This window comes from Cellulomonas sp. P4_D11 (genome assembly GCF_056401915.1).
This window is the reverse complement of the sequence record NZ_JBFUIK010000063.1, coordinates 1-10,073: the sequence shown is the minus strand read 5'-3', so window position 1 is coordinate 10,073 and position 10,073 is coordinate 1. Positions and strand designations below refer to the sequence as shown.

The following is a 10,073-nucleotide window of genomic DNA, read 5'->3' as shown; positions in this document are numbered from 1 at the left end:
CCGCGGGCGACGACGCCGCCGTGCCGGACCTCGCCGCGGGCGCGGCCGGCCGCCGCACCGTGCCGAACGCCCAGCACGCCGTGCGCCAGGGCCGGCACCTCGCCATGAACATCGCCGCGGTCCTGCGCGGGCACGAGACCACGGACTACGTGCACGAGAGCCTCGGCGTCGTCGCGACGCTCGGCTTCGGGCACGGGATCTTCGAGTACCGACGCATCGTCGTGAAGGGTCTGGCCGCCTGGCTCATGCACCGCGGCTACCACGTGCTGGCCGTGCCCACCTGGGAGCGCAAGGTCCGGGTGCTGGCCGGGTGGTTGGCGATGGGCGTCTTCGGGCGGGACATCGTGTCGCTGGCGAACGTCCAGCACCCGCGCGACGCGTTCGTGACGGGCGGTGCACCCCGGCCCCGGTAGCTAGTCCGGCGCCGTCGCGCTCGGCTCGGGTTCGGGTGTGATGCCCCGCTCCGCGAGGACGGCCGCGAGAGCCGGCTCCAGGCCGTGCGGGAAGCCGGCGCCGTGCCGGTGCTCGTCGGCGAGGAAGACCAGGGCGTGCCCCGGCTGGTCGGTCAGCCACGCCTGGCACTTGGCGAGCCAGAGCACGAGGTGCCGGTCCAGGTGGCGCAGCTCGCGGGCGAGGTCCGCCTCGGCGGCCGAGGGGTGTCGAGGGGCTCGCTCGCTGGTGTCGTCGCGCAGCCACGCGAGCATCTCCCGGTTCAACGGCTGGAGCCCGTACAGGGTGTACCCGCGGATCACCGTGTGGAGGTCGGTCGCCTCCTGGTCGAACTGGGGGTAGAGGGCCGTGAACAGGGTGTCGTACCCGCCGCCGGTGGACACCCCCGGGTGGGCGGCGACCAGCCGCTCCGTCAGCTCACGGGCGAGGCCGACCTGAGAGCGGAACGTCTCGTCCGACGCGTTCAGCAGCGCATCGAGCTCGAGGAGCCGCGTCCGGCGCCGGTGCTGCTCGACGCGCCACGAGCGCCAGCTGTCGACGAGCAGCTTGCCCACGTACCCGAGAGCGGCCAGCCCGGCGGCGATGACCGCACCGTTGACGTCGGCGGCGTCCATGTCAGCCCTCCCGCGGGCAGGTCGCACCCGCCTCCGGGCACGACCCCAGTGTGTCGCGCCCCGGTCCTATCGCACCACGGCTGGCGGCACCCGCAGCCCGACGGCTCCCCCGTCGACGCCCAGCAATGTGCCGGTCGTGGAGCCCGCCGAGGGGCTCGCGAGGTACGCGATGGCGTGCGCGACCTCGTCGGCGGACACCAGGCGGCCGATCGGCTGCCGGGCGCGGAGCGCGGCCTGTGCCGCCTGCGGGTCGTCGGCGGCCGCGAGGAGCCGCTCCACCCAGGGCGTCTGCGTGGTGCTCGGCAGCACCGCGTTGACGCGGATGCCCTCGTGGACGTGGTCGGCGGCCATGGCGAGCGTCAGGGCCGCGATCGCCCCCTTGCTCGCCGAGTAGAGGGCGCGCTGCGGGTACCCGGCGACCGCGACCATCGAGCAGGTGTTGACGACCGCGGCGCTCGACGAGGAACGCAGGTGGGGCAGGGCCGCCCGGGACACCCGGGCCGTGCCGATGACGTTGACGTCGAGCACGCGGGTCCACTCGGGGTCGTCGTTGGCTGCGACGTCCCCGACCGCGCCGATGCCCGCGTTGTTGACCAGCACGTCGAGGCCGCCGAACGCCGCGACGACGGTGGCCACGGCGGCGTCGACGGACGCGCGGTCGGCGATGTCGCACACGACGCCCAGGTCGCTGGCGGAACCGTCGCCCGCGGTCGGGTCCAGGCTCGCGACCCGCGCGCCCCGAGCCTGCAGCAGCGCGACGGTGGCGGCGCCGATGCCGCTCTCGCCGCCGGTCACGATCGCGGTCAGTCCTGCGAAGTCGGTCATGTCGTCTCCTGCGGGTGGACCAGCACCTTGCTGGCGGTGAGCTCGCCCCGGGCCAGGGCGCGGAAGGTGGAAGGAGCCTCGTCGAGGTCGACGTGGGCCTCGATCAGCGGTCCGAGCGAGTCGGCGTACGCACCGACCCAGGCGGCGGTCTCGGTGAAGGCGCGGTCGTCGTACGAGAACGTGCCGACGATCGAGCGCTCCCCCGTGCTGACGGCGTATGCGGGCAGCTCCACGGTCGGCGCGGCCATGCCGACCAGCACGATGCGCGCGCCGGGAGCCGAGAGCTCCAGCGCCGTCGTCAGGGTGCGGCCGGACCCGACGGCGTCGACGACCAGGGTCGGTCTCCGGTCCCCGAGCGCGTCCGGGTGGACCGCCGCGAAGCCGAGCCGGCCGAGCAGGTCGCGGCGGTGGCCATCGAGCTCGGCGACGACGACGTCGGTGGCACCGAGCCGTCGGGCGGCGAGCGCCACCGCCTGGCCGATGGGTCCGCCGCCGATGACCAGCAGCTCGTCGGCCGGGGTGAGCCCGCCGCGCTGGACCGCGTGGAACCCGACGGCGAGCGGCTCCACCAGGGCACCGAGGTCGGTCGGCGTGCCGTCGGGCAGCGGGACGACGTTGCGGCTGGGGGCGACCATCCGTTCCGCGAACGCGGCGCTGAGCTCGGCCTGGACGCCGATGACGCGCCGGTCCGGGCAGCGCTGGGGGGAACCCGCCGCACAGGCGGGACAGTGCAGGCACCCCAGCACGGGGTTGACCGTGACCACCGCTCCGGCGGCGTGGGTGCCCGTGCGGTCGTCGAGCACCCGCGCGACCGTCTCGTGACCCATCACCTGCCCGGGGTGCCGTCGGCCGGTGTCGCCGGTGTACCCGTGCAGGTCGGAGCCGCAGATCCCGGTGGCGAGGATCTCGAGCAGGGTGTCGGCGGGTCCCGGTGACGGCTCCGGGCGGTCCTCGACCGCCAGGTCCCAGGGTCCGCGGAAGACGAGTGCGCGCACGGTCAGCTCCTCGGGTCGACGTGGGTCTTCGGGGCGGGTCCCCAGCTGCGTCCGCCGAGCGCGTCGGCGACGTCGTCGAGCCCCACGGTCGCGGCGACCAGCGGGCGCGGGTCGACCGAGCCGGACGCGTAGAGGTCGACGATCCCCGCGAGGCCGCCGGACGCCGACAGCACCCCGACCGCGGTGACGTCCTTGAGCGCCAGGAGCCGCGTGTCGACGAGGCTGGGGACGCCGGACAGCCCGATCCAGACCACGCGCCGGCCGGGCTCGACCAGCTCGGCGGCGAGCGCGGGCATCGCGGGGTCGTTCGTCGCGTCGATCACCGCGTCCCACGGCAGGTCGGGCAGGGACTCGCGCGTCCACACCCGGTCGAACCCGACCGAGCGCGCGAACTCGATCGAGCCCGCGCTGCGACCCACCAGGTGGACCTCGGCGCCCTGGGCCGCGGCGATCGTCGCGGTGAGGAGCCCGATGGCGCCGGGACCGAGCACGAGCAGCCGTTCGCCGCGCTCGAGCATCGCGCCGCGCACCGCCCGCAGGGCGTTGCCGCCGGGCTCGACGAGGGCACCGAGGGTGGCGTCGACGGAGTCCGGCAGCGGCTGCAGGGCGGTCACCGGGACGGGCAGCTGCTCCGCGAGCGCACCGGGCCAACCGCCGCCGATCCCGATCTCGTACCGGTTGGCGCACACGTGCTGACGCCCGCTGCGGCATCGCGCGCAGTGCCCGCAGCCGAGCATCGTGTCGCCCGTGACCCGCTGGCCGAGCCAGGACGCGGCGACGCCCTCGCCCACCGCGGACACGGTCCCGCACCACTCGTGCCCGAGCCGCAGCGGGTACCGGGCCAGGCCGGAGCTCAGGTACTGCATCTCGCCCGTGAAGAACTCGACATCGGTGCCGCAGACGCCCACGCGCTCGACGTCGACGACCACCTGGCCCGGGCCGGCGCGCGGCGGGTCGACGTCCTGCACCTCCGCGGTCCGCGGCCCCGTGAGGACGAACGCCCGCATCAGCGCGGCGCCACGACGACCTGGCGCTGGGCGCCGAGCCCGTCGATGCCCAGCTCGACCACGTCGCCCGGCTGTAGGTAGACCGGCGGCCGCAGTCCCATGCCGACGCCCGGCGGCGTGCCCGTGTTGATGAGGTCGCCCGGCTCGAGCACCATGAACTGGCTGAGGTAGCGGACGATCTCGTAGGGGTCGAACACCATGGTCGAGGTGCTCCCGGTCTGGCGCCGGACGCCGTTCACGTCGAGCCACATCCCCAGGTCCAGCACGTCCTCGATCTCGTCGGGGGTCGCCAGCCACGGACCCGCGGGGTTGAAGGTCTCGGCGGACTTCCCCTTCGACCACTGGCCGCCGCGCTCGATCTGGAAGGCGCGCTCGCTGACGTCGTTGCAGACCACGTACCCGGCGATGGCGGCACGCGCGGCGTCATGGTCCTCCAGGTAGCTCGACCGGCGCCCGATCACCACACCGAGCTCGACCTCCCAGTCCAGCTTGGTGGAGCCGCGCGGCTGTCGGAGGCCGTCGTGGGGGCCGACGAGGGTGTTGGGCGACTTGGTGAACAGGATCGGCTCGTCCGGGACGGCCTGCCCGGTCTCCGCGGCGTGGTCGCGGTAGTTGAGCCCGATGCAGAGGATCTGGTGCGGGCGGGCGATCGGCGCCCCGACCCGCAGGCCGCGCAAGGGCTGCACCCGGCCGGCGTCGGCGCGCTCCTCCACCACGCCGCGCAGCAGGTCGAGGCCGCCGGCGAGCAGGGCACCGTCGATGTCCTGCACGAGGTCGGAGACGTCGACGTACGTCCGGTCGTCCACGCGGACCGCGGGCTTCTCCGCTCCGGGGGGTCCGAGGCGCATGAGGTGCATGGGTGTTCTCCTGGGTCAGGGGCCGGACCAGGGCGTCACCGGGTGCCCGGTCACGCCGACGTGGGCGACGAACAGCCGACCGGAGTCGGGATGGGCGGCGAGGTCGGCGGCGCTGACGTCCGACGTCGCGGTGGTGATGAGCAGGGTGCCCAGGTCGTCGCCGACGAACGCGACGCTGGTGGTGGCCGGTGCCGGCACGTCCACGACCCCGACCAGCTTGCCGTCCGGCGTGAACCGGGCGACGCGACCCGAGCCCCAGAGGGCGACCCAGACGTGGTCCTCGGCGTCGACGCACAGGCCGTCGGGGAGGTCGTCGCCGAGCCGCAGCCAGTCCTGCCGCCGGCCGACCTCGCCCGTGCCGGCGTCGTAGGACCGGACCCGCACCACGTGCGCGTCGGTGTCCGCGCTGTACATCCGCGTGCCGTCGACGCTCCACGCCAGCCCGTTGGACAGGGCGAGGTCGTCGTCGAGCACCGTCAGGGAGCCGTCGGCCTCGATCCGCACGAGGGTCTGCGGTCCGCCGGACCCGTGCAGCGGGAGGGTGCCGACGAGGAAGCGCCCGGCCGGGTCGCACGCGCCGTCGTTGAGCCGCCGCGGGCCGCTGGTCACGCGCGGTCCGGGGAACGTCCGCTGGGCGCCCGCCACCAGGAGGTCTCCGGCGGCCGAGCAGACGACCGCGCCCACGGTGCCGTCGACGTGCGTGCTGCGGACGGGCACCACGCGGTCGCCCTCCAGGCGCCCCTCGTGCACGGCGCCCGCGTCGATGTCCACCCACAGCAGCCGGCGGCGCGGCGCGTCCCAGTACGGCCCCTCGCCGAGGCGACAGACGTGGTCGGACGCGACCGTCGCGGTCCAGCGTGCCGGGGTCACCGCTCTGCCTCCAGGGTCGAGCGGATGGCCGGCACGGCCGCGACGAGGTCCGCCAGCGGCGTGCGGTACTGCGGCGCCGAGAGGCTGACCGCGCCGCTCGGCCGGGTCGGGGACGTGAGGTACGCCGGCACCGCGACGCACACGATGCCCGGCTCGTTCTCCTGGTCGTCGACCGCGTAGCCCTGGGCGCGGACGGTGCGCAGCTCCGCCGCGAGCGCGTCGGCGGTGATGAGGGTGCGCTCCGTGCGGCGCTCGAGCGTGCGGTCCCCCACCCAGGCGGCCACCGCGGCATCGTCCGGCAGCACGGTGGCGAGCAGCAGCTTGCCGACGCCCGTGCTGTGCGCGGGGTTGCGGCCGCCGACCGTCGAGGTGAGCCGCACGGCGCCGGAGGGTGGGTCGACCTTGGAGCGGTAGACGACCGTGTCCCCGTCGAGCACCGCGTAGTGGGCGGTCTCTCCGTAGCGCTCGGCCAGCTCGGTGAGCACCGGCGTGATGCGCAGGTGGTCGGGGCGTGCCTCGTGGTGGGCGAACGCGAGCCGGAGGAACTCGTCGCCCAGCACGTAGCGCCCGCGCCCGTCCCGCGCGGCGAACCCGAACCGGGAGAGCGACGCCAGCGCGCGGTGCACGGTGGGCTTGGGGCTCGCAGCGGCGCGCGCCATGTCCTCGAGGGTGATCCCGTCGGGGTGCCGGGCCAGCTCGGCGAGGATGCCGAGCACGCGATCCGACCCCACGAGGGTGCGTGCGTCGTCGGCCACCATGGGGGTACCGTACCGATGTTCCACATAGCCATCCAGCGTTCCGATAGATGGAAGACAGATGCCGGAGCTCCGCAGCGCGCAGTGGTACGAGGGCCAGGACCGCAACGCCTACATCCACCGCGCCTGGATGCGCCGCGGGCTGCCCGACTCCGCGTTCTCCGGCCGCCCGCACATCGCGATCGCCAACACCGCGTCCGACCTCACACCCTGCAACCGGCACCTGACCGAGGTGTCCGAGCACGTCCAGCGGGGCATCTGGGAGGCGGGCGGCATCCCGCTCGACCTGCCCGTGGTGTCCCTCGGCGAGACGCAGGTCCGGCCGACCGCCATGCTCTGGCGCAACCTGGCCGCGATGGCGACCGAGGAGATGCTGCGGGCCAACCCCATCGACGGCGTCGTGCTGCTCGGCGGCTGCGACAAGACGATCCCGTCGTTGCTGATGGCGGCGGCGTCGGTGGACCTGCCGGCCGTCGTCGTCCCCGGCGGGCCGATGCTCACCGGCACGTTCCGCGGCACGCCGCTGGGGTGCGGGACGGACGTCTGGCGGCTCAGCGAGGAGGTCCGTGCCGGCACGCTCAGCGAGGCGGCGTTCCTCGGCTCGGAGTCGTCGATGATCCGCAGCCGCGGCCACTGCAACACCATGGGCACGGCGTCGACCATGGGCCTGGTCGCCGAGGCGCTCGGCGCGGTGCTCCCCGGCACGGCGGGCATCCCCGCGCCCGACAGCCGCCTGCTCGCCTGCGCGCACGAGACCGGCCGCCTGGTCGTCGAGATGGTGGCGGCCGACCGCCGGCCCAGCCAGATCCTCACCGCCGGCTCGTTCCGCAACGCGATCGTCGCACTCGCCGCGATCGGCGGCTCGACGAACGCCGTGGTGCACCTGCTCGCGATCGCGGGGCGGCTCGGCGTCCCCCTCACGCTCGACGACTTCGACCGGATCGGCGCCGACGTGCCTCTGCTGGTCAACCTGCAGCCCGCGGGGAAGTACCTCATGGAGGACCTGTACCGCGCGGGTGGGCTCGCGGCCGTGCTGGCCGAGGTGGTCGACCTGCTCGACCCCGACGCCGTCGACGTCACGGGCAAGCCGTTCGTCGAGTCGCTCGAGGGCGCCCAGATCTGGGACCGCGACGTGATCAGCGTGCGCGCGGAACCGCTCCAGCCGCACGCGGGGATCGCGGTCCTGCGCGGCAACCTGGCGCCGTCCGGGGCGATCATCAAGCCCGCCGCCGCCTCGCCGCACCTGCTGCAGCACCGCGGGCGCGCCGTCGTGTTCGACTCGGTGGAGGACCTGCACGCGCGGATCGACGACCCCGACCTCGACGTCGACGCCGACAGCGTCCTCGTCCTGCGCGGCTGCGGTCCGCGCGGCTACCCCGGCATGCCGGAGGTGGCCAACCTGCCGCTGCCGACGAAGCTCCTGCAGCAGGGTGTCCGGGACATGGTCCGGGTGTGCGACGGGCGGATGAGCGGTACGGCGTACGGCACCGTCGTCCTGCACGTCGCCCCGGAGGCGGCCGCCGGCGGTCCGCTCGCGCGGGTGCGCACCGGCGACTGGATCACGCTCGACGTCGCCGGGCGGAGCCTGTCGGTGGAGGCCGACCTCGACGGCCGCGAGCCGGCGCCTGCCCTCCGCGCGGGGTTCGCCCGGCCCACGCGGGGGTGGGAGAAGCTCTACGTCGAGACCGTGCTCGGCGCCGAGACCGGCGCGGACCTCGACTTCCTGGTCGGCGGCAGCGGCGACCGGGTCTCGCGTGAGTCCCACTGACCTGGACGCCCTCGAGCGGGCGACGCCCGGGGCGGTGGCGACCCGGGCGAGCGACCGGTTGCGGATGGCTCACGACGCGTCTCACTACCTCCTGACCCCGCGGGCCGTCGTGACGCCGACGGACGCCGGACAGGTCGCCGCGCTCTTCCGGTCGGGGGCACCGCTGACGTTCCGGTCCGGCGGGACGAGCCTCAGCGGCCAGTCCGTCTCGGCGCACGTGCTGGTGGACACGCGACGCCACTTCCGCGAGATCGAGGTGCTCGACGACGGCGTCCGGGTGCGCGCCCAGCCGGGGGCCGTCCTGCGGCACGTGAATGCGCGCCTGGCCCGCCACGGCCGCCGCCTCGGCCCGGACCCGGCCAGCGAGTCGGCGTGCACGATCGGGGGCGTCGTCGCCGACAACTCCAGCGGCATGACGTGCGGCACCGAGACGAACACCTACCGGACCCTCGAGTCGCTGGTGGCCGTGCTGCCGAGCGGCACGGTCGTCGACACCGGCGCAGCCGACGCGGACCAGCGGCTGCGGGCGGACGAGCCGGCCCTGCACGCCGGCCTGCTGGCGCTCCGCGCGCGGGTGCTGGGCGACCCGGGCTCGGTCCGGCGGATCGCCGCGCAGTACGCGATGAAGAACACGATGGGCTACGGCCTCAACGCCCTCGTCGACCACGACACGGCGGTCCAGATCCTCGCGCACCTGCTCGTCGGCAGCGAGGGCACGCTGGCCTTCGTCGCGGAGGCGACGTTCCGCACCGTGCCGGTGCTCCCCCACGCCGCTACCGCGCTGCGGGTCTTCCCCTCGCTGGGCGACGCCGCGGCGGCCGTCCCGGCGCTCGTCGCCACGGGCGCCGCCGCCGTCGAGCTGCTCGACGCGGCCTCGCTGCGGGTGGCGCAGCGCGACCCGCAGGCGCCCGACGCCCTGCGCGGACTCGTCGTCGACCAGGAGGCGGCGCTGCTCGTCGAGTGGCAGTCGGCGGACGCGTCCGGCCTGCCCACCGACGACGACGTCACCACCGACGCGCGCGAGCGGGCCGCGCTCTGGCACATCCGCAAGGGGCTGTACGCGAGCGTCGCGGGCGCCCGGCCCTCGGGCACCACCGCGCTGCTCGAGGACGTCGCCGTCCCCCTGCCGGCGCTCGCGGACACGTGCGCGCGGCTCACCGCCCTGGTCGAGCGGCACGGCTACGCGCAGACCGTGGTGTTCGGGCACGCCAAGGACGGCAACCTGCACTTCATGCTGACCGAGCGGTTCCCGGCGGGCGTCGACCGCTACGCCGCGTTCACCGAGGACCTCGTCGACCTCGTGCTCGCTGCGGGCGGGACGCTCAAGGCGGAGCACGGCACGGGCCGGGTCATGGCGCCGTTCGTCCGCCGCCAGTTCGGCGACGAGCTGTACGCGGTGATGCGCGAGATCAAGGCGCTGTGCGACCCCCTCGGCATCCTCAACCCGGGCGTGCTGCTCTCCGACGACGGCGACGCCCACCTGCGCGACCTCAAGGTCACCCCGTCGGTGGAGGCCGAGGTGGACCGCTGCGTCGAGTGCGGGTACTGCGAGCCGGTCTGCCCGAGCAAGGACCTCACGACGACGCCACGGCAGCGGATCGTGCTGCGCCGCGAGCTCGCGACCGCCCGCGCCGCGGGAGACGCGCGCCTGGTCGAGGAGCTCACGGGGGACCAGGACTACGACGTCGTGGAGACGTGCGCCGTCGACGGGATGTGCGCGACGGCCTGCCCCGTCCTGATCAACACCGGGGACCTGGTCAAGCGCCTGCGCGCCGAGGCCGCGGGGGTGGGGACGCGGTCCGCGTGGCGCGCCGCCGCCGGGCACTGGGACGCCACCACGCGCACCCTGGCGGCCGCGCTGGACGTCGCCGCCGCGCTCCCGCCCGCCGTGCCGGAGGCGGTGACACGCGCCGCGCGGGGCCTGGGCGGCGT

Annotated in this window: 9 protein-coding genes and 1 pseudogene; 3 read left to right on the top strand and 7 right to left on the bottom strand. The window is 75.0% G+C overall.

From position 1 onward, the window contains the following. A pseudogene (locus tag AC1DT4_RS19945) lies at positions 1 to 413 on the top strand (NAD(P)/FAD-dependent oxidoreductase); the annotation flags it as partial. Here the strand turns inward: AC1DT4_RS19945 and AC1DT4_RS19940 are convergent. The 7 genes from AC1DT4_RS19940 to AC1DT4_RS19910 form a co-directional block, all read right to left on the bottom strand. Then, positions 414 to 1,064, bottom strand: a complete 651-nt coding sequence (locus tag AC1DT4_RS19940) for a hypothetical protein (protein ID WP_477091496.1) — start codon at positions 1,062 to 1,064, stop codon at positions 414 to 416. Positions 1,065 to 1,130: 66 nt separating this feature from the next. Continuing rightward, entirely contained in the window at positions 1,131 to 1,889 is a 759-nt protein-coding gene (locus tag AC1DT4_RS19935; RefSeq protein WP_477091495.1) for an SDR family NAD(P)-dependent oxidoreductase, read from the bottom strand. Further along, entirely contained in the window at positions 1,886 to 2,884 is a 999-nt protein-coding gene (locus AC1DT4_RS19930; protein WP_477091494.1) for a zinc-dependent alcohol dehydrogenase, read from the bottom strand. The genes AC1DT4_RS19935 and AC1DT4_RS19930 overlap by 4 nt, the downstream gene beginning before the upstream one ends. A 2-nt stretch (positions 2,885 to 2,886) precedes the next feature. After that, positions 2,887 to 3,891 (bottom strand): zinc-dependent alcohol dehydrogenase, encoded by a 1,005-nt coding sequence (locus tag AC1DT4_RS19925; RefSeq protein ID WP_477091493.1) that lies wholly within the window; start codon positions 3,889 to 3,891, stop codon positions 2,887 to 2,889. Then, on the bottom strand, positions 3,891 to 4,748 hold the full coding sequence (locus AC1DT4_RS19920) for a fumarylacetoacetate hydrolase family protein (RefSeq protein WP_477091492.1): 858 nt from the start codon (positions 4,746 to 4,748) through the stop codon (positions 3,891 to 3,893). The genes AC1DT4_RS19925 and AC1DT4_RS19920 overlap by 1 nt, the downstream gene beginning before the upstream one ends. A gap of 15 nt (positions 4,749 to 4,763) precedes the next feature. Continuing rightward, on the bottom strand, positions 4,764 to 5,618 hold the full coding sequence (locus AC1DT4_RS19915) for an SMP-30/gluconolactonase/LRE family protein (protein ID WP_477091491.1): 855 nt from the start codon (positions 5,616 to 5,618) through the stop codon (positions 4,764 to 4,766). Continuing rightward, positions 5,615 to 6,376 carry an IclR family transcriptional regulator gene (locus AC1DT4_RS19910; RefSeq protein WP_477091490.1) on the bottom strand — a complete coding sequence of 254 codons (762 nt, stop codon included), beginning with the start codon at positions 6,374 to 6,376 and terminating at the stop codon, positions 5,615 to 5,617. The genes AC1DT4_RS19915 and AC1DT4_RS19910 overlap by 4 nt, the downstream gene beginning before the upstream one ends. Positions 6,377 to 6,434: 58 nt before the next feature. Here AC1DT4_RS19910 and AC1DT4_RS19905 point away from each other — a divergent pair, with 58 nt between their 5' ends. After that, positions 6,435 to 8,141 (top strand): IlvD/Edd family dehydratase, encoded by a 1,707-nt coding sequence (locus AC1DT4_RS19905; RefSeq protein WP_477091489.1) that lies wholly within the window; start codon positions 6,435 to 6,437, stop codon positions 8,139 to 8,141. Beyond that, the coding region (locus tag AC1DT4_RS19900) for an FAD-binding and (Fe-S)-binding domain-containing protein (RefSeq protein WP_477091488.1) at positions 8,128 to 10,073 on the top strand (1,946 nt) is incomplete at its 3' end. The genes AC1DT4_RS19905 and AC1DT4_RS19900, both read left to right, overlap by 14 nt.